Source organism: Streptoverticillium olivoreticuli subsp. olivoreticuli (assembly GCF_003391135.1).
In the GTDB taxonomy this organism is placed as follows: domain Bacteria; phylum Actinomycetota; class Actinomycetes; order Streptomycetales; family Streptomycetaceae; genus Streptomyces; species Streptomyces blastmyceticus.
The window spans coordinates 7,075,374-7,093,535 of the sequence record NZ_CP031455.1 but is presented as its reverse complement, the minus strand read 5'-3'; the positions used below and the strand labels follow the sequence as shown (position 1 = coordinate 7,093,535).

Sequence of the window (18,162 nt, the reverse complement as noted above, 5' to 3'; positions counted from 1 at the left end):
TAAATCAAGACCGTGCGCCAGCCTTGCACAGGGAGGGTCCCCCAGAAACCCCTTCAAACCCCCTACGGACCCCTAGTTTTCCCTTGGTCCGCATATTCACCGGGCGATCTTCCGGGGCAATGCGTAATTCACCAGGGTGCCTGAGGATGCCGATACGGGCAAGAAAAAATGGGCTATGGGAAAGGATTTGGAGATGGAGGGGCGGCCTTTCGGTCCGCCCCTCCACCTCCCGGGGGATCGCCAGTTGGTCTGAAGGGCCGGTCAGCCGCGCTCGGCGGACCGGGGTGCCCGTTCGAGGAACGGGAGGAGGAGCTGTGGCACCGCTTCCTCCGCGAAGGCGATTCCCTGGGCTTCGGTGACGTCGTGGATCTTGTAGACGCCTTCACCGGCGGCCGTGGTGGCACCGAGGGTGAACAGTCCGGCCCGCCGCTGGAAGGGCGTCCGCGTGATCTTCCAGCCGATGATCCCCTCCCGCTGGAGGGCGACCGTACGGTGCGCGAACGTCCCCGAGCTGGTGAGGAGATAGCGGCCGCGCATACCGTGCCCGAGGGTGCGGTACGCGTTGAACGCGAAGGCCACCAGGATCGGCACCAGGACCAGGCCGGTGATCCAGCCGGCCCGTACGAGACCGGGGCCGAGCCACAGACCGAGGCCGACCGGCACCGCGGCGATCAGCACCGCCCAGATCAGCGCCCGGTTGATACGCCGCCGCAGGGCGGCCCGGGGGTGCCGCGTGAGCCCCGCCCTGATGGTGAACGAGGGGTCCACGCCCAGCACCTCGGCGGCCACTCGGCGGGCCTCCGCGCGGGGCACCGGCGGGGTCAGCATCCGGCGCTTGCGGTTGTCCTCGAGATTGCCGAGGCCGCTGGCGACGGCATTGAGCTTGGCGGCCCCGGCCCAGCGCAGCGGGATCGGCTCGACCAGCTCCACACCGCGCAGCCGCCGCTCCTCCAGGCTGACCGAGCGCGTGACCAGCAGGCCGCGGCGGACCCGGAACATCCCGCCGTCCTCGCGCGTCAGCCGGTAGCCGTACCAGCTCTCGATGAAGGTGGCGGTGGACCCGGCGATCCCGAGGACCACCAGGACCGCCAGGGCCACCAGGATTCCGTACCACAGCGGGAGCGAGCCGAAGCGGTCCTCGAGGTCCTTGACGACCCCCCACTTCAGCGGGTCGACCTTCATCTCGTGCAGCGTGCGGTAGACGCTGGCGGCGGCGATGAGGACACCGCCGACGCCCCACACGCTCAGCGGGCCGTAGCGCAGCCAGGACCAGTCGAGTTCGCCGATCGGACCGTTGTCCTCGACGGCGCCGACGATCCCGCGCCCGGCGTCGCGCCGCTCGATGATCTGCCGGCGCAGCTCGACGGCGTCCGCTTTGCCGATGCCCTCCAGCGCCAGCCGGTGGGCGGAGGAGGAGCTCTGCTCACCGGTGGAGATGCTGAGCGTGGTGAGCCCGAAGAGCCGGTGCAACGGGTTCGCGGTCAGGTCGACGCTGCGGATGCGCTCGATCGGTATCGACCGCCGGCTGCGGAAGAACAGCCCCGAGTGCAGATCGACGAAGCTCTCGGTGACCCGGTAGCGGGTGGTGAACAGCCGCATCAGGCCGATGCCGCTGATGACCAGGAAGGTGACGAACAGCGAGCCGAGGGCGATCAGGATCTGCAGGTTGGTCTTCCCGGCTATCGCCAGGTCGACCAGGAACATCACCACCGGCGCGACCAGGACGGCGAGGTGGACCAGGAGCAGCCGGGAGTCGAGCCGCCCCCACTCGGGGCCCGCGGCCTGCGCCGACCCCTGGGGGGTGGTCTCGCGGCTCACGTCGCGTCCTCGGGAGTGGCCTGGGTGAACCGGGCCAGGTGTGCCACCAGGTCGTCGGCGAGCTGGTGGTCGATGCCCTTGATCTTCACCGCGCCGGAGGCGGAGGCGGTGGTCACGGTGACACCGGAGAGCTTGAACATCTGCTGCAGGGGGCCGCGCAGGGTGTCCACGGTCTGCACCCGGGACAGCGGGACCACGCGCCACTGCTGCCACAGCCAGCCGGAGGCCGCGTAGACCGCCTCGTCGGTGACCTCCCAACGGTGCACCCGGTAGCGCCAGGAGGGCATCACGGCCGCGTAGAGCAGACCGGGCAGCAGCGAGGCCAGCGTCAGCCACATGAAGATCTCGCGGGTGGGCGGGATGGAGGCCCACAGGATTCCGAAGGTGAGCGGGAGCGGCACGGCGAACAGCGCGGACTGCAGCGTCCACCAGCCGACCGCTCGGCTCGACACCCGGTGCCGGGGCGGCCGGAGCCTCACGTCTTCTTCCATGCGTTCCACTGCTGCTTCACCCAAGTTCTTCGGTCACGGCGCGTTCGCCGGCTGGTGGGATGTCTTCGCCTGGATCAGCCGGCCACCTGCGCGGCCTCGGCGGCGCGCACCCGACGCATCTTGGTCAGCAGGACGGCGGTGCGGGTCAGGACCATGGCCAGCGACATGAAGACGAATGCGTTGGAGTAGGTGTCCCGTCCACTGATCTTGTAGTCGATGGAGAAACGGATGAGATCGGCGGTGAACCAGTGCTCGGCCCCGTAGGCGAACAGGACACGCCCGCTGGAGAGCACGACCCACACCAGCGCGTAGCCGATGCCGCCGTAGGTGTAGATGTCACCGGACTCATGACGATAGGCGGGCAACAACGTACCTGCAATGAGGCCGGCGATCACACCCACCCCGATGCCCACGAGCTGGAGCGAGACGTCGTTTCCCTGCGTGGGGAACGAGCGGACGAAGATGGCGATGATGACGGCCACGGCGATCACCGAGCGCACCATGCGTGCGGTGGTGATGCGCTTACGGCCGATGTCGGTGGCCAGGATAATGATCAGAATCGTGCCACTCGCGATGAGTGCGGTGACGAACTGACTCAAGTGGCTCATGTGCGATGTCTCCCGCCCGCGAAGGGCCCTTGGCTGCGGATCGCCACCTCGCCGGCGTCCTGATGTCAACGCTAGGCGCGGGCGGCCGCCGCCGTGACCACTGACCGGTGGGTTCCGACTGTCCACCGTCCGGTGGACACGGTGGACGCACGTGGTAGGACTATGAGCGTGCGCACTCACTTCCTGCGAGGCGTGCCACAGGCTCAGCGCGACGTGCCCCAGGCCGGCGCGTTCTACGGACCCGAGTCCGGGACCCGCTGGTTCGGCTTGTGGGACGGCTTCTTCGCGGTCTCCTATTTCGTCTCGGCAACGCTGCTGTTCATCTCCGGCGCCCATGCCCTCGCCATCGGCGCGCTGACGCTGATGGTGCCCTGGTACGCGGGCTTCGGCCGGCCGCTGATGGTCAGCGGCACGTCCGGCCCGCGGAACCTGGTCTTCGTCGGCGTCCTGTTGCTGCTGTTCGCCGTCACCACCGCGTTCAGCCTCTCCGGCGCCTTCGCGATGTTCGCCGTCGTACCCATGCTGATCATGAGCGTGTCGATGCCGCGGGCCATCGCCATGGTCGTCGCGGCCAATCTGTGGTGCGTGGCGGTGGTGTGGTTCCGCGGCGAGAGCCTGGGGCTGAGCGTCCTGCAGGTGCTGCCCATCGCTCTGCTGAGCATCGCGCTGTCCACGCTGCTCGGGCTGTGGATCCAGCGGGTGCTGCGGCAGAGCGAGGAGCGTGGCAGCCTCATCGAGGACCTGCAGCGCAGCCGCGAGCGGGTGGCCCGGCTCTCCCACGAGGCGGGCATCGCCGCCGAGCGCGAGCGGCTGGCTCGGGAGATCCACGACACCATCGCCCAGGGGCTGACCAGCATCATCAGCCTCGTGCAGACGGTCGAGGCGGAACTGGACGACTCCCCCGCCCTGGCCCGCACCCATCTGTCGCTGGCCGGCCGGGTGGCCAAGGAGTCGCTGGCCGAGGCACGGGACTTCGTCACCGCCCTCACCCCGCCCGCGCTGCGCGGCAGTTCACTGGTGCAGGCCGTGCGCCGGCAGACGGACGGCCTGGTCGCCGAGGCCGGCCTGGACGCGCGCTGCACGGTCCAGGGCACCGAGCGGCCGCTGCCGATGGCCGTGAGCGTCGTCCTGCTGCGCTCGGTCCAGGAGGCCATCGCCAACGTGCGCAAGCACGCCACCCGAGCCCGTACGGTCGAGGTGCTGGTGGCCTACGAGGAGGAGACCGTCCGCGTCGTCGTCCGCGACGACGGCCAGGGCTTCACCCCGGACGACAGCCAGGAAGGGTACGGGCTGCGCGGCATGCAGGCCAGGGCGGCGGAGATCAACGGGTCGGCGACCGTCAGCAGCCTTCCCGGGCAGGGCACCACGATCGAGGTGACCGCCCCGCTGGGCGCGGTCGGCCAGGAGGCAGTCGATGAATGAGACGAAGCCGGTCGCGGTGCTGCTGGCCGACGACCACCCGGTGGTGCGCGAGGGCCTCAGCGCCATGCTGGAGTCCGCCGACGGCATCACCGTCGTCGGCCAGGCCGGCTCCGGCGAGGAGGCCATCGTCCAGGCCACCGCCCTCCGGCCCGACATCGTCCTGCTCGACCTGCGCATGGGCGGCATGGACGGCGTCGCCGCCACCGGCCACATCCTGCGCCGCTGCCCCGGCACCAAGGTCGTCATCGTCACCACCTATGAGGACGACGCCGACATCCTCCGCGCCGTCGAGGCCGGCGCGGCCGGGTATCTCCTCAAGGGCAGTTCCCGGCAGGAGCTCATCGACGCCGTCCACACCGCCGCCCGCGGCGAGACCGTCCTCACCCCGTCCCTCGCCGGCAAGCTCTTCCGCGCCCGGGTCGTGGAGCCCTCGCCGCTCTCCGGCCGCGAATGCGAGGTTCTCGGCCTCGTCAGCCAGGGTCTCACCAACGCCGATATCGGCGCCCGGCTCTTCATCAGTGAGGCCACCGTCAAGACCCACCTCCTCCGCACCTTCAAGAAGCTCGGGGTCTCCGACCGCACGGCAGCGGTCATGACGGCGCTGGACCGGGGCCTGCTGTAACGGGGGTGGGGCGTCGCCCCGGATCCTCCCGCCCGGCGGGAGGATCCGGGCACCGGGTCCCGGCCGCCGGCTAGGAGACCCCGGTCAGGCTGCTGTCGGCGAGCCTCGCGGGAAGGTCGCGCCTCCGCTTGACCTTCAGCTTCCGGTATATCCGGGTCAGATGCTGCTCCACCGTGCTCACGGTGACGACCAGCTTGGACGCGATCTCCCGGTTCGTGTTCCCGTGCGCGGCCAGGAGCGCGACCCGCGCCTCCGCCTCGGTCAGCGCCTCGACCTCGCGCTGCACCGCGTCTCCGTCACCGGCCTGCTCGGCCGCGGCGACGAAGTCGGAGCCGTCGCCGTGACCGGGGATCAGCTGCCGGCACAGCGGCTCCGCCCCGCACGCCTTGGCGACGTGCCACGCCTTGCGCATCAGCACCCGCGCCCGGTTGAAGTCGCCGAGAGCGCGGTAGCCCATGCCCAACTCGCCCAGCGCGCCCGCGAGCTGGAGCCGGTCGCCGCCGTCCTCCAGGATCTCGACGGCCTCCTTGAGCCGGGGCAGCCGGTGCTTGAGATCCTCGCCGCGGGCGAGGATCGGCAGCAGCGCGCCGCGCACCCGCTGGTTGCCGGGGCTGCGCCGCAGCTGCTCCTCGGCGAGGCCATGGGCCCGCTCGGTCTCGTCCAGGGCCAGCCACGCCTCCGCCGCGTCCAGTCGCCACGGCATCAGCTGGGGGGTGTCCACCCGCCAGGCGGACATCAGCTCGCCGCAGGTCATGAAGTCGCCGAGGGCGGCGTGGAAGCGGCCGGTGGCCAGGTGGCAGCGGCCCCTGGCGCGCAGGTAGTGCAGCCCGGGCAGGGTGTGGTAGATCCCGTCGGGGACCGGCTGTTCCAGGAGCGCCATGGCCTCCTCGTAACGGCCCATGCCGGTCTCGGCCTGGATCAGGGTGGCCAGCGGCAGGCCGATGGCCACGCCCCAGCCGGCCGGGGAGATCCGGGATATCGCGGTCCGCGCCTGGTGCGCGGCCACCGGCAGATCGCCCTGGCGCAGCGCGATCTCCGCGCGTACGGCGGACAGCACCGCCTGCCAGGACGGTGCCCGGCGGGTCGCGCACTCGCCGAGCAGCCGTTCGCACCAGGACTGGGCGAGGTCGAGCCGGTCGGCGTAGACGAGCGCCATCAGGGCGAAGGCCAGGGGCTGCAGGGCGCTGTCGGACAGGTGGTACCGCTGCAGGACGCGTTCGGCCTCGGCGACCGCGTGGTGCGCCTGGCCGTCGGTCAGCGCGGTGTTCAGGGTGGCCGCGGACTGCGCGTGCGCCTCGCCCGCCAGGTCACGCGGTCCGGTGGAGACCGCCACGGCGGCGCCGACGGCGGGGATGCGGGACCGCAGCGGCGGGCTGATCATGGTCAGCCAGTGGGCGGTGGCGGCCAGGGCCGCGTCCGGCACGGCGTCACCGCCGGCCGGCCCGTCCAGGCTGCCCGCGAGGCCCAGCACGCCCGGTACCAGCACGCCGGCGCCCGGCAGGCCCAGGGCGCCCGGAGCGGCGGAGGCACCCGCCGCGCCGGACAGCCGGGCGACGATGTCCGCGGCCCGCTCCAGCCGGCCGGACCAGACCAGGTACGAGACGGACAGCGCCAGGTCGCGCGGAGCGATGCGGCCGGCCTCCAGTTCGGCGGCGAGCTGCGGAAGATACGTTTCAGCAACCGCCGGGCCCAGCCGCCAGGCGATGCTGACCAGCCGGATCTGCAGGGCCGCGCGCTCGTGCCCGTCCCGGCAGGCCGCGTGCGCGAGTTCGAGGCAGCGCAGCGCGAACTCCAGGTCCTCCTCGACCAGCGCGTACTCGGCGGCCTCGCGCAGCACCGGCACCGCCCAGTGCTCGGCCTCCCGCTGGGCGGCGACCAGGTGCCGGGCGATCTCGAGTGCGGCGGCGCCGTCGCCGTGCAGCAGCTCGGCGGCCCGCCGGTGCAGCGCGGCGAGGGCGGAGGCGGGGACGGCGCCGAGCACGGCGGCGCGCGCGGCGGGGCTGCGGAAGGCGCCGCCCTCCAGCACCGCGCACTGGTGCAGGTCCTGCACACCCTGCTCGACGGCCCCGGCGGTGAGCCCGAGCAACTCGCCGAGCAGCGCCGGGCAGTCGGCGTCACCGAGAACGGCGACGCCCTGGGCGATGGTCAGCACATCGGGTGTGCCACGGTGCAGACAGCCCAGAAGGGCCTGGGCGTACGCCTCGCCGGGTACCGGCCGCTGCAGGGACTCGCCGTGTTCGCCGCCGGCCCGCCAGTCCTCCAGCAGGGCGCGCAGCAGCAGCGGGCTGCCGCCGGTGAGGCGGTGGCACTCGGGTGCCAGCCGGTCGGCGACGGCGCCGGAGACATGCTCGGTCAGTACGTGGGAGATGCCCGGCTCGGTGAGCATGTGCAGCCGCAGCCGGCCGCAGTTGGGCTGGCGCAGCAGCTCCACGTGGAACGTCAGCTGCTCGTGACGCAGCCGGGTGGACTCGGTGAGCACCACGAGCACCTTGGACTGCCGCACGCGGCGGGCCAGGTGGAGCAGGAACTGCAGGGAGTGCGCGTCACCCCAGTGGACGTCGTCGACCGTGATGACGAGGGGGCGCTCCTCGGCCAGCTGCAGCAGCACGGAGGAGACGCGGGACATCATGCGCAGCCGGGCCGGTGCGTCGCCCTCCTCGGCGCCGTCCGCGCCGTCCAGCAGCGCGATCACCTCGGCGCGGGCCGCGGGCGGCATGGCAGCGTTGTCAAAGACCTTCTTGAGCAGGCCGAAGGACAGCTCGCGCTCCGACCGGGATCCGGTGGTCTCCAGCAGCAGCGCGTCGCGGGCGAGCGCCTGCCCCGCGAACCTGTCGAGCAGATCGGTTTTCCCGCTGGCGACCGCGCCGCTGATGAGCGCCAGCCGCCCCCTGCCCCGTTCCGCGCTGCACAGCATTTCGGCGAGCGCGGCGAGGTGGTTCTCACGTTCGGAAATTTTGACAGGCATGGAAGTCCGTCCCCCGGAAATCCGGCCCGCGACCCGGCAGTCAGCCGGACTGCGAGGATTATGCATTGACGCGGATACGCGGCCCGGTCAGTGCTGCTGTGAGCTTGCCGCGGAGAGCTTCGCGGAGACGATCTCAATGATCTTCTGCGAATGGTTGGCCAAGAAGAAGTGACCACCAGGGAATACGTGGATGTCGAAGTCGCCGGCGGTGTGCGCGCGCCACGCCTCGGCCTCTTCGAGGCTGGTCCTGGGGTCGTCGTCACCGGTGAACACGGTGATCGGGGCGCGCACGGCGGCCCCGGGCTCGGAGCGGTAGGTCTCGATGGCCGTGTAGTCGCTGCGGATCGCGGGCAGCACCATCCGCAGGATCTCCTCGTTGCCGAGGACGCGGGCGTCGGTGCCGCTCAGGAGCTGCATCTCCTTCACGATGCCGTCGTCGTCACGGCGGTGCACGTTCTCCTCGCGGTAACGGGACGGCGCCCGGCGGCCGGAGGCGAACACGGCGACCGGTCCGGTCCCCGCGTCACGCTCCAGGCGCAGCGCCACCTCGTAGGCGAGGACCGCACCCATGCTGTGCCCGAAGAACGCCGTGGGCACATCGAGCCAGGGCTTCAGCTCGGCGGCGATGGCGTCCGCGTAGTCGGGGATGTTCTCGATACCCGGGTCCAGCCGTCTTTCCTGGCGTCCGGGGTACTGCAGACACAGGACGTCGACGGCCGGGGAAAGCGCCTGGGACATCGGGAAATAAAAGGGGGCGGAACCTCCGGCGTGCGGAAGGCAGACCAGTCGGACTCTGCCTTCCGGGGAAGGATGGAACCGGCGCACCCAGGCGCTGTTTTCTCGCTGTTCACCCATGTACCGAAGAGTCTTTCCCTCAAGTTCCGTACGGCAACTGCCATGCGTATGCCGGGATATGCACCAGAACACAAGTGCCCCGGGTCGATTTCATGTCTATCACGGCGGTTGAAGCAGGGGGTACCCCTATGTTTGAGCCACTACCCCTGAAAGTCCGCCCCCGAAAGCGTCACACGGCCGGCGCCGCCCCTTCGCGCTCCGGGCGTACGGGTATCGTTAAAGAACCCATATGTCGACGGCGCCAGGCTTCCGGGAGGACACCCGCAGTGAGGATCGCTTGCCAGCAGGCGGCGTGCGGCACCACCGGCCTGGCCCACTCCCTCGGCCGGCTGCGCCGGGCGGCGCGCCACGCGGCCGAGGCGGGCGCCGAGCTGCTCGTCACTCCCGAGATCTCCATCGGCGGCTATCCGCTGCTCACGGCCAACCTGGCGGAGGCGTCCGGACCGGTCGACGGCCCGCAGTGCGCGGAAGTCTCGGCCATCGCCCGCGAGTTCTCGATCGCCTTGGTGCACGGCTGGCCGGAGACCGACGGCGACCGGCTCCACAACTCCGCCCGGCTGGTCTCCCCGCAGGGCGACACCCTCGCCGTCTACCGCAAGGCCCATCTGTACGGGCGCGGCGAGCGCGCCATGTTCGCCCCCGGCGGGCAGGGGGTGGTGCAGGCGTCGTACAAGGGCCTTACGCTGGGGCTGCTGATCTGCTACGACGTCGAGTTCCCCGAGGCCGTGCGGGCGCACGGGGTGGCCGGCACCGATGTGCTGCTGGTGCCCACCGGTCTGATGCGCCCCTGGGAGTTCGTGGCCCGCACCCTGGTGCCGGCGCGTGCCTTCGAGAGCCAGCTGTACATCGCGTACGCCAACTGGACCGGCAGTCACGGCGGCATCGGATTCTGCGGGCACACCACGGTCGCGGCACCGGACGGCACCGCTTCGGCGCTGACCGAGGAGGGCGAGGGGCTGCTGATCGCCGATGTCGATCCGGTGGTCCTCAGGCGCGCCCGCGCCGCCACCACATATCTGCGCGACAGACGGCCGGAGCTCTACTCCTCGTGACGCGGCTACGGCCGTAACGGTTTCAACGGCCGTAGCGGCCTCAGTCGGCGGCCGTGGGCCGGGGAGGATGACGGACGTCGTCGGCGTATTCCTGGGCCCGCCCGCGCACCAGCGGAGGCAATTCTCCTTGGGCGAGGTCTGAAAGGGTGACGCTTTCCAGCACCTGCCTGAGGCTCACCCGCACGGCTCGCCACACGTCCGGCAAAGCCGCGGCCGCGCCCGGGTAGTTGAGCCCGCTGAGCTGCAGGTCGCGTACGTTCGCGAGGGGTCCGTCGACGGCGCGGATCACATCGGCGAGGGTTATCTCCCCGGCCGGCCGGGCCAGGAAGTAGCCGCCGTCGGGGCCTCTGACGCTGCGCAGCAGCCTGTGCTGGCGAAGCTCCCGCAAAATGGACAGCAGGAAGCGCAGGGGGATGTCCTGCACCTCGGAGAGGTGCTCCGCCTTGGTCGGCACGGCTTCGGTGCGGGCCAGTTCCGCCATGGCTCGTACCGCGTAATCCGCTCTGGCCGAAATGCGCATGGAAAGCAACCTCTCACACCTTCGCGCTCCGGCCGCGCCAACTACCCATATCCACCGGCGAATCCACCGTGAGTTACATCACGCGCGCCGGACGTGCGCATACCCGTCAGGACCCATTCTCATATAGTCCATCGAGTTGGTGGAGAATACATCCGCTGGAGGCAGCAGTTGCTTGAGCAGGCGCACCAGGACCAGCACACAGTCGCGGTGATAGGAGCCGGAGCCGCCGGCGCGCTCGTCGCCATCCATCTGTGCGAGATCGCCCGTCGGCGTCGCACCCGCTTGGAGCTTCTCCTGATCGATCCGGCGGAACGGGTCGGCGCCGGAGCCGCGTTCGCGACCCAGGACGACAGGCACCGGCTGAACGTCACGGCCGACAAAATGAGTTGCTATCCCGATGACGCGTCCCATTTCCTGCGCTGGCTCACGCGCCACGGGGACGCCAAGGCGACCGCCGCCCATTTCGCCGCCCGCGGAGACTACGGGGCCTACCTCTCCGACACCCTTTCCGACGCCTCGGCCCGCGCCCGTACGGTCACGCTGCGGCATGTGCGCAGCCGAGTGACCGACTGCGCCTGGCATGGGAAGCAGGCGGTTCTCCGGCTGGCCGACGGCTCGGTCGTCCGGGCCGACAGCGCCGTCCTCGCCACCGGCCCCCAAGCGGCCTCCGGCTCCTGGGCGCCGGAAGAACTGCGCAACTCGGCCCGCTTCGTTCCGGATGCCTGGGCGCCCGGAGCGCTCGACGGCCCGCTCTCGTCCGGCGGCGACGTACTGCTCGTCGGTACCGGCCTCACAGCTGTCGACGTGGCACTGACCCTCGACCGCAACGACCGCGCCATCCATGCCGTTTCCCGCAGCGGCGCCCTGCCGGCCGCCCACGCCGTCACTCCCCTGCCCCCGGTCGCTCCGCCCGGATCGCTCGACGGCCTTCCGCTGAGCCGGCTCCGCAGGGACGTCTACCGGCATGTGCGGCGTACGCTCCGATGTCACGGCGACTGGCGACCCGCGCTCGACGGACTGCGACCGCTGACCGCACGGCTGTGGAGCGCCCTGCCGGACAGCGAGCGGGCCGAATTCCTCACCCGTGACCGTTCGTTGTGGAACTCCCACCGCCATCGCATGGCCCCGGCGACCGCTGAGGCGATCGCCCGGCTCCGGGAGTCGCAACGGCTGCGCGTATCCGCGGGCCAGGTCGCCACCGTCCGAAGCACGGAGACGGGCGAAGCGACGGACTCCGGCCCCGGAGCGCTCCTGTCCGTGACCTTGGACAACGGCCGCACCCTGCAGGTCGGCTGGGTGGTCGACTGCACCGGACCGGCGGCCCGCCTCGCCGAGTCCACCGATCCGCTGGACCACAGCCTGCTCGCGTCCGGTCTGGCCGCACCCGGCCCGCTCGGCATCGGATACGCGACGGATCCCGACGGCCGGCTCGTCGGCGGCGACACGGTCGCGGGCCCTCCCATGTGGACGCTCGGCGCGCAGCGGCGTGGCGAGCTCTGGGAGAGCACGGCCATCCCCGAGATCCGCGGGCAGGCCGCCGGTATCGCGAAGGCGCTCCTCGACGAGGCCGCCCCGCTGCCTCCGGCCCCGCAGCGCCGCAGGCCCATGGACAATCTGGGCGAGCCGCTCAGCACCGACCCGTCGACGGCGGCCACCTACCGGATCGGCCTGCAGCGCCTGATGAAGGTACGCTCCGGCGCCGACCGCGCCTTCCTCCAAGCCGTCGAGCTGGACCCGGGCTTCGCCCTGGCGCACGCGGCACTCGCCATGCTGGGCCACGAAGGCGGCGCCGAGGTCGACGTGCCACGCGCCCTCGCCGATGCCCAGCGAGCCGTCCGGGAACGCGGCGACGCACGCGAACGCGGCCTGGTCGACGTCATCACACGCCGGATCCAGGGCCCGGCCGGCGACGGGGACGCCGCCCTGCTGCGGCACATCGGCGACCACCCCCGCGACGCCCTGGCCCTGAGCATGGCCGTACCCACCATCGCCTTCTCCGGCGTCACGGACCTGCGGGACGATGCCTACGAACTGGTCGAGCGCACGGCACCTGCCCATGCGGGCCACTGGTTCCACACCTCCCTCCTCGCGTTCATCCAGCAGGAGCTGGGCGCCTTCGACGAGGCGGGCGCGCTCGCCCGCCGGGCCCTGGCCTCCGAGGCCGACTCCGGACACGCCGTGCACGCGCTGGCCCATGTCCACTACGAGTGCGGCGATCACCAGGACGGCCTGCGCTGGCTCGACTCCTGGATCGGCGACCACGGGCAGGGCGCCACGCACGGCGCGCACTTCGCCTGGCACGCCGCACTGCACGAACTGGCCCTGGACGACGCGACCGCCGTGCGCCGCCGCTGGTCCGTCCAGCTCGCGCCGCCCCAGGTGCGCGGCATTCGCGCGCTCGTCGACTCCGTGTCCATGCTGTGGCGCGCCCAGCTGACCGGCCAGTGGACCGGTGCCGTACCGATCGACGAGGTGCTCAGCGAGGTCGCGGCCGAGACCCTGGAACGCCCGGTGACTCCATTCACCGCCCTGCACAGCGTGATAGCCCTCACCGCGGCCCGCGAGGTCTGCGCCCTGCACCGCCTCGGACGCTACGCCGCGCAGCACAGCGACCCCGTCCAACGCGAGGTCATCCACCCCCTGTGCGAGGCGATGGCCGCCGTGGCGGAAGAACGCTGGAACGACGCCGCGCCTGCCCTCCAGGCTCTCCTGCCGGCTCTCCCCCGCGTGGGCGGCAGCGCGGCCCAGCGCGAAGTCATCGAGGAGACTCTGCTGTACGCCCTGGCGTCGGCGGGCCGCTGCACGGAGGCCGACCGCCTGCTGCAGGAACGCTTGGACCGGCGGTCTTCGCCTCTGGATCATCGGCGGTTGGGGCATTTGGCGACGATCTGAGGGGCGGGGCCTGCGCGTCCTCAGGGCCCTTGTATCGCTTTCGGCCGCGCGGCGGCCGGCTTGAGCGACTGCTGCTCGCCACCGGACGGGGTGGTGAGCGGCCGGGGTCACGGCACGAGGGTGTCGAGATCGATGCCGAGGGGGAACGGGACGGAGACCGATCCGGATCGCAACGCACCTCCACAGGCCCGGTGCACACCCTTTGTCCGCTTATGGTGGGCTCATGGGCGAGGACAACCGAAAGAGCGGTGGACGCCGGGCGGCGTTCCTCCCGGCCACGGTGCTCGTGGTCCTCATCGCCGCGGCCGCCGGGCTGTTCGCCGGCTCGTACACATACTGCATGGCCAACCCCACCCCGCACAGCATCCCCACCGCGGTCACGGGTGTGCCGGCGCCCGAGGTCAAGCGCGCCGAGTTCGTCCGGGGCATGGAGGACGCCCTGGGCGCCTCGCTCGAGCTGCGGCACTACGCCACCCTCCGGGACGCCAGGGACGCGGTGGAGGAGCAGCGGGTCTTCGCGATCCTGGAGGACCACCCGGACGGCCGCACCGCCTCGCTGTTCGTGTCCGGGGCGTCCGGCGCCACCGTCGCGCAGCTGCTGACCGAGACGGCTCCGCGGGTCGGGGCGGCCATCGGCACGCCGGTGACGGTCATGGACATCAACCCGCTGCAGAAGGGCGATCCGCGCGGACTCGCGCTGTTCTACGTCTCGCTGGCCGCGTCGGTCGTCGGGTTCATCGGCTCGATCCAGCTGAGTGTCCACGCCGCGGGGCTCGACCCGGCCGAGCGCATCGCCTTCACCCTCGGCTACGCGGCGCTGGGCGGCTTCGCGATCGCCGCGATCGTCGACTGGGGGCTGGGCGCGCTGCGCCTGCCGTTCGCGGAGTCGTGGCTGATCCTGGCGCTGACGATGTTCGCGTCGGGCATGGTCTTCACGATGTTCAACACGCTGATCGGCCGCTGGGCGATGCTGCCGACGTGGAGCCTGCTGGTGCTGCTGGGCAACCCCTCGTCGGGCGGTGCCGTCTCCTGGCCACTGCTCCCGTCGTTCCTGGGCGCGATCGGACGGTGGCTGCCGCCGGGCGCGTCGGTCAACGCCCACCACACGGCGGTCTACTTCCGCGGCCACCAGCACGCCTTCCCCTTCCTGGTGCTGGCGGCGTGGGCGGTGGGCTGCTGCGCGGTCTTCTGGACCTGGCACCACCGCCACCCCGGCGGGCGCGAACGGGAGGTCGGCGAGGGCACCGCCCTCCCCCGAGGGTGACGCCCCCGCCGCCGGTCCAGGTGTCCCTGCCGCGCAGGAGCCCGTCCAGGTCGGGCCCGCCCGCCGTGCGGGCCCGGCGGATCCGGTCGCGCACCTGGTCGTCGTAGACCGGTCGGGACACCGAGCGGAAGACACCCGTCACGGTGTGGGAGCGCTCCGCGCCGGCCTCGTTGACCCCTAGCGCGAGCACCTGCGCAGACGCTGGGCCGAGGACCCCGCCGTCCCTGTCCTGCACCTCTTCGAAGAGATCGGGGCCCTCGGGTTCACGGGCTGCCTGAACCTCCTGTACAAGTACATCAGCCAAGGCCGCGCGGACGCCGACCGCAGCCACATCTCCGCACGCCGACTCGCCCGGATGCTGCTGACCAGGCCCGACAACCTCAAGGCCGAGCATCACGAGCTCCTGGCCAAGCTCACCACCGCCTGCCCCGCGATGACCCAACTTGCCACCTGTATCCGGGACTTCGCTCAGCTCCTGACGCCTCGCGCCGGAAATGCCGACGCGCTCACGCACTGGATCACGAAGGTCCGCGGAGCCGGCCTGCGCCGCGTTCACACTTCCGTACAGCAACGGCCCGACCGAGGGCGTCAACACCAAGACCAAGCGGATCGCACGCCAGATGCACGGACGAGCCGGCTTCACCCTGCTCCGTCACCGCATCCTCCTCGGCCAGCAGCACGCTCCGTCACCACCGAAAGCGAGACAGGGCCGTTGATTGGACAGACCCACACACGCCAGAAAAGAACCCAAATCACCGGTATTGCCCCTAGTCCACGTCCTCGTCAAAGCCGGAGCCGGAATCGAAGTCGAAGGAGAGCTGCCCGGGACGGCTCTCCTTCGAGGCCGTCCCGGCCGACTCTTCCATGGGCTCCACCACCGCCTCCTCGTCGTCGTGCGGAAGCGCGTATTCGTCGGTGAGCCGAGCCAGGTGAAGCGCCAGGGGCAGGCCGAGCACGTCCCGGTAGTCGTCCTTGCAAATCCGCTGCTGGTGGACGAAGGCGGCCCATGCCTCGGCGTCGTCACCCGGCTGAAGACAGGCCACGGTGAGTTCGAGCAGCTCGGGGTTCCAGGCGTTCGCCGTCGGACGGTAGGAGTTCTTGCCGTTGGCGTTGACGTGCGGAGTCAGCTTCGCGTCGTCGTTGGTCAGCTTCGTCTGCGTACTCGCCTTGTCCGCGGTGCTGTAGAAGACACGGCCGGACTCCCCGGGCGCCTTGGGCACCCATAGTCCCATGGCGAAGCCACCGCGTTGCTGCCCAGTCAGATTCTTGTCGAGCTCCTCCCGTTCGGCCCACCACTGGGCCGTCTCCTGCCGCCCGCTGTCCGCGACCCTGACGACCCGGAGGTGCTTTCCGTACAGCCCGATCCTCTGCGTCGGCCCACCATCGAGCCTGATCCGATCCGGTTCCAGACCACCGTTCTTCAGCCAGGGCCACCTCTTGCGGACGTCCTGGGCATGGGCCAGCACAAGGGTCGGCTCGCTGCGCAGTCCGGCCAGCGTGTTCTTGATGAAGGCCGCGGTGACGGCGGACTGCTGCGCCTCGGTCCTCAGGTCCTCGTCCCGCACCCGTCCGGTCAGCGCCTTGAGCAGCTCCGGATAGGGCACCCACTCGCGCATGTCCGCGCTGCGTCCGAGCACGCACTTCGCACCCGGACGCAGCAGTACGGCGACGGGGGTGAACTGAGCCTTGCCCGTGGGCCCGTCGGCCCTGCGCTCCACCAGGTGGAACGCGACCTGGTTGAGGCCCTCGGGGATGAGACCACCGAGTGTGTGCCGGGGAACGAGGCGCATGCCGGTCTGACGCAGCCCGTCCGCCCAGGACGCCTCGGCCCGCATGACCGCTTCTTTCTCGGCCTCTTCCCTGTCCATTTCCGAGTCCAGCGGACGGATGAACTGGGTCACCATTCCGGCGTCCGCACACCCCAGACGGATTGCGTACTTGGGGTCAGCACGCCGTTTGGCCCCCTGGAACACCTCACCCCACTCGAGTTCCACAAAAGCGATCTGCGCTCCGGGCGCCGTCTCCCGCGCCTTCGCCATCGCTTCGGCGACCTGGGAGCGCCGCTCCCGGATGGCCTCGTCATGTTCCCGACCGGCACGGGGCACGCGGTCCGTGCCGAGTGGAGCCCCCAGTGCGCCCAGTGGGCGCGCGTGCAGCCGGACCGTCATGTCCTCGGTCTCCCACACCCATGTGTCCGGACCTTGTTCGCGCCGGTACGCCTCCAGACCGAGCCCGTTCTCGGCGGCAGCGACGATCCGGTCCCGCTGGCCGTCGGACTGGTGGAGCAGCACGCAGACGAGATCTGCACCGTCCAGCGCCGACGCGAGCGCCTCCCGTCGTACCTTCGCGTTGTCCGCCGACACCTGTGCCGACTTGGCGAGGATTCCTGCCAGCTTCTCGGGGGAGGTCTCCTTCGGGACGGAGGGAAGCTTGACGAGCCGACGCTTCGGTGGCCGGGCGTGGCGACTGCGCTCCAGCTTCGGCACCGGGACGAATTCGGGTGCCAGCGCCTGCTCGGCCCACTCGATCAGGCGGCGGCGTTCGCTGGGCATCAGTCTGGTGTTGATGACATGCCTCCCCATTGCTGCCTGGTGGCCGACTGCCAGCCGGATGCCGTCGTGCCCGTCGATCCAGTGGTCCGCCTCCTTCACCAGCCGGTCCACCGAGGGCAGCCCGTCGAGGGCGGTAACAGCCGCGAGCATGCCCTCGGTGCCACCCTGCCGCCAGTCCGTGGTCCCGTCGCGCCACTGCAGCATGGCCACCGAGAAGCGCCGCGGTGCCGGGCCGTCCGGTACGAGGGAGGTGCCGGGCCGCAGGTAGACGGAGACGCCTTTGCGATAGGGCATCCACACCTTCCCGGTGACGAACCGGCGCACACCCGCGCCAAGGTGGACGCGCGGCACCGGCGAGAAGGGGACACTGCGCACGGTCACACGGATCACCGCCGAGTAGTACGCGGTCCTGCCGTCGCCACCCCTGCTCCGGGGTGTGTACGGGATCGGCGGCCACGACATCAGCTCCGCGCCACCGCTTCCGGCGCCGCGCGCGTACCCGACACCCGCTACCTGATGGAACCTCAGCCGCTGGCCTCCGTGCTCGTACGGGCCCTGCCGGGCGATCCGCGTGGCCAGTTCGTCGGGGAGCAGCCGGTACACATGAGGGGCGGGCAGGGCGGTTCCTCCTGGCGACACCTGCTGCTCGATGAGGTCGACCACGCTGGGCCGCCAGCCGAGGGCACCGGTGCCGAGGTCGCGGAAGCAGTCCATCAGCAGCCGGGTGGCCTCCGGGTCGTCCTGCTTCCGCAGCAGGCTCTTGAGCCAGGTGGCCACATAGAGGCTGGTCACGGGGGTGGGATAGGGCTGCGCACAGTACAGCCAGGGCCGGTCCGTGCCGAAGGTGGCCGTGGAGTCGACCGTGACGACGTCCGGAGCGGTGGCGCGCATGAGCTGATTGATCTCCTTGGTGGGTACGCGGCGCCACCTGCTCTCCGGCCGCCCGTGGTGAAGGAGCCGCTGGAGAGGTTCCTCCCAGCTGAGGGGCAGGGAGAGCGTGTGGAGCGGGACGGTGAACTGGCCTTGTTCCGGATCAGGCATGTAGGCCGCGGCCCGCACGTGGTGGTACGACACGGTTCGTTTCTCCTCTGGTGGTGCGGG

13 protein-coding genes and 1 pseudogene are annotated in these 18,162 nt (G+C 70.9%); 6 read left to right on the top strand and 8 right to left on the bottom strand.

Going from position 1 to position 18,162, the window contains the following annotated elements; translation table 11 throughout:
- Positions 1–261 precede the first annotated feature (261 nt).
- From DXZ73_RS31390 to DXZ73_RS31380, 3 genes are all read right to left on the bottom strand, one after another.
- Complete coding sequence (locus tag DXZ73_RS31390; RefSeq protein ID WP_116214354.1) at positions 262–1,818, bottom strand: PH domain-containing protein; 1,557 nt, start codon at positions 1,816–1,818, stop codon at positions 262–264.
- The gene (locus DXZ73_RS31385; RefSeq protein WP_116215987.1) at positions 1,815–2,309 is read right to left on the bottom strand and encodes a PH domain-containing protein; all 495 of its coding nucleotides are present in this window, start codon (positions 2,307–2,309) and stop codon (positions 1,815–1,817) included. The genes DXZ73_RS31390 and DXZ73_RS31385 overlap by 4 nt, the downstream gene beginning before the upstream one ends.
- Before the next feature lie 74 nt (positions 2,310–2,383).
- Positions 2,384–2,917, bottom strand: coding sequence for a hypothetical protein (locus DXZ73_RS31380; RefSeq protein ID WP_116214353.1), 534 nt, complete (start codon positions 2,915–2,917; stop codon positions 2,384–2,386).
- A gap of 162 nt (positions 2,918–3,079) precedes the next feature.
- On the opposite strand from DXZ73_RS31380, the gene DXZ73_RS31375 reads away from it, so the two are divergent.
- Positions 3,080–4,339, top strand: coding sequence for a sensor histidine kinase (locus DXZ73_RS31375; RefSeq protein ID WP_116214352.1), 1,260 nt, complete (start codon positions 3,080–3,082; stop codon positions 4,337–4,339).
- Positions 4,332–4,961 carry a response regulator transcription factor gene (locus tag DXZ73_RS31370; RefSeq protein ID WP_116214351.1) on the top strand — a complete coding sequence of 210 codons (630 nt, stop codon included), beginning with the start codon at positions 4,332–4,334 and terminating at the stop codon, positions 4,959–4,961. Before DXZ73_RS31375 ends, DXZ73_RS31370 begins: the two co-directional genes overlap by 8 nt.
- A 70-nt stretch (positions 4,962–5,031) precedes the next feature.
- Here DXZ73_RS31370 and DXZ73_RS31365 read toward each other — a convergent pair whose 3' ends face one another.
- Entirely contained in the window at positions 5,032–7,926 is a 2,895-nt protein-coding gene (locus DXZ73_RS31365; protein ID WP_240351572.1) for a helix-turn-helix transcriptional regulator, read from the bottom strand.
- Positions 7,927–8,013: 87 nt separating this feature from the next.
- Positions 8,014–8,781, bottom strand: a complete 768-nt coding sequence (locus tag DXZ73_RS31360) for a thioesterase II family protein (protein WP_116214349.1) — start codon at positions 8,779–8,781, stop codon at positions 8,014–8,016.
- Between the two features lie 266 nt (positions 8,782–9,047).
- Here DXZ73_RS31360 and DXZ73_RS31355 point away from each other — a divergent pair, with 266 nt between their 5' ends.
- Positions 9,048–9,833 carry a carbon-nitrogen hydrolase family protein gene (locus DXZ73_RS31355; protein ID WP_240351571.1) on the top strand — a complete coding sequence of 262 codons (786 nt, stop codon included), beginning with the start codon at positions 9,048–9,050 and terminating at the stop codon, positions 9,831–9,833.
- Between the two features lie 40 nt (positions 9,834–9,873).
- Here the strand turns inward: DXZ73_RS31355 and DXZ73_RS31350 are convergent, their stop codons facing one another.
- Positions 9,874–10,353: an RrF2 family transcriptional regulator gene (locus DXZ73_RS31350; RefSeq protein WP_116214347.1), complete on the bottom strand. Its 480-nt coding sequence runs from the start codon at positions 10,351–10,353 to the stop codon at positions 9,874–9,876.
- A 78-nt stretch (positions 10,354–10,431) separates the two neighbouring features.
- Positions 10,432–10,710, bottom strand: a complete 279-nt coding sequence (locus tag DXZ73_RS39700; protein ID WP_240351845.1) for a hypothetical protein — start codon at positions 10,708–10,710, stop codon at positions 10,432–10,434.
- On the opposite strand from DXZ73_RS39700, the gene DXZ73_RS31345 reads away from it, so the two are divergent.
- From DXZ73_RS31345 to DXZ73_RS31330, 3 genes and pseudogenes are all read left to right on the top strand, one after another.
- Positions 10,597–13,245 carry an FAD/NAD(P)-binding protein gene (locus DXZ73_RS31345; protein WP_240351817.1) on the top strand — a complete coding sequence of 883 codons (2,649 nt, stop codon included), beginning with the start codon at positions 10,597–10,599 and terminating at the stop codon, positions 13,243–13,245. The genes DXZ73_RS39700 and DXZ73_RS31345 overlap by 114 nt on opposite strands.
- 223 nt (positions 13,246–13,468) lie before the next feature.
- Positions 13,469–14,509, top strand: a complete 1,041-nt coding sequence (locus tag DXZ73_RS31340) for an ABC transporter permease (protein WP_116214345.1) — start codon at positions 13,469–13,471, stop codon at positions 14,507–14,509.
- A 157-nt stretch (positions 14,510–14,666) separates the two neighbouring features.
- A pseudogene (locus DXZ73_RS31330) lies at positions 14,667–15,225 on the top strand (ISL3 family transposase); the annotation flags it as partial.
- A gap of 51 nt (positions 15,226–15,276) precedes the next feature.
- Here the strand turns inward: DXZ73_RS31330 and DXZ73_RS31325 are convergent.
- Positions 15,277–18,135 carry a pPIWI_RE module domain-containing protein gene (locus DXZ73_RS31325; RefSeq protein WP_116214344.1) on the bottom strand — a complete coding sequence of 953 codons (2,859 nt, stop codon included), beginning with the start codon at positions 18,133–18,135 and terminating at the stop codon, positions 15,277–15,279.
- Between the last annotated feature and the right edge of the window lie 27 nt (positions 18,136–18,162).

Coding starts and splice junctions, on each gene's coding strand:
- DXZ73_RS31385 (WP_116215987.1), bottom strand. CDS start 2,309: ATGGAAGAAGACGTGAGGCTCCGGCCGCCCCGGCACCGGGTGTCGAGC.
- DXZ73_RS31380 (WP_116214353.1), bottom strand. CDS start 2,917: ATGAGCCACTTGAGTCAGTTCGTCACCGCACTCATCGCGAGTGGCACG.
- DXZ73_RS31375 (WP_116214352.1), top strand. CDS start 3,080: ATGAGCGTGCGCACTCACTTCCTGCGAGGCGTGCCACAGGCTCAGCGC.
- DXZ73_RS31370 (WP_116214351.1), top strand. CDS start 4,332: ATGAATGAGACGAAGCCGGTCGCGGTGCTGCTGGCCGACGACCACCCG.
- DXZ73_RS31365 (WP_240351572.1), bottom strand. CDS start 7,926: ATGCCTGTCAAAATTTCCGAACGTGAGAACCACCTCGCCGCGCTCGCC.
- DXZ73_RS31360 (WP_116214349.1), bottom strand. CDS start 8,781: ATGGGTGAACAGCGAGAAAACAGCGCCTGGGTGCGCCGGTTCCATCCT.
- DXZ73_RS31350 (WP_116214347.1), bottom strand. CDS start 10,353: ATGCGCATTTCGGCCAGAGCGGATTACGCGGTACGAGCCATGGCGGAA.
- DXZ73_RS31340 (WP_116214345.1), top strand. CDS start 13,469: ATGGGCGAGGACAACCGAAAGAGCGGTGGACGCCGGGCGGCGTTCCTC.